This window comes from Streptomyces nanshensis, from assembly GCF_001751255.1.
Taxonomy (GTDB): Bacteria; Actinomycetota; Actinomycetes; order Streptomycetales; family Streptomycetaceae; genus Streptomyces; species Streptomyces nanshensis_A.
Window position 1 is genome coordinate 1 of record NZ_LJGW01000487.1, and the last position, 685, is coordinate 685.

1 pseudogene is annotated in these 685 nt (G+C 75.3%); it reads right to left on the reverse strand.

What is annotated here, in order from left to right:
• Positions 1–685: pseudogene (locus tag AN218_RS37180) on the reverse strand (glycosyl transferase); the annotation flags it as partial.

The window sequence follows — 685 nt, forward strand, 5'->3', positions numbered from 1 at the left end:
CCCGTCCGCCGAAGCCCGCCCCCTGCACGGCGGGTCCCGCCGTGACGATCGCGCCGGTGTGCGGCGTCCGTACGGTGCTGACCGTCCACGCCACCGGGCCCGCCAGCACCGCCGCGAGGGCGAGCACCGCCACGGCGCGCACTCCGCGGCGGGGCAGCACCGTGGTCACCAGCAGCCCCACCGCGGCGAGCAACCCGGCGGCCACGACGGCCCACTTGAGCCACGGCAGCCAGTCGCCCGCCCGTCCGAGCAGGACGTACGACCACACCGCGGTCACGGCGACGGTCGCCGCCAGGGCGATCGACGCGGCCCGCTGCGTACGGTTCCGCCACAGCAGCACCGCTCCGATGGCGACGACCGCGGCGATGTACGGGGCGAGGGCGACGGTGTAGTACTCGTGGAAGATCCCCGACATCAGGCTGAAGACCACGCCGGTGACCAGGAGCGAACCGCCCCAGGCCACAAGTGCCGCGCGTTGCACGTCCGTTCGGGATGCCTTGCGGGTGACGACCAGGCCCGCCACGAGCAGGATCAGCGCGGCGGGCAGCAGCCAGGAGATCTGACCGCCCGCCGTCTCGCTGAACATCCGGTCGATACCGCTGCCGCCGAAGGGACCGCCGCCCCGGCCGCCGAACGGACCGCCGCCCCGGCCGCCGAACGGGGCGCCGCCGCGACCGCCGAACGG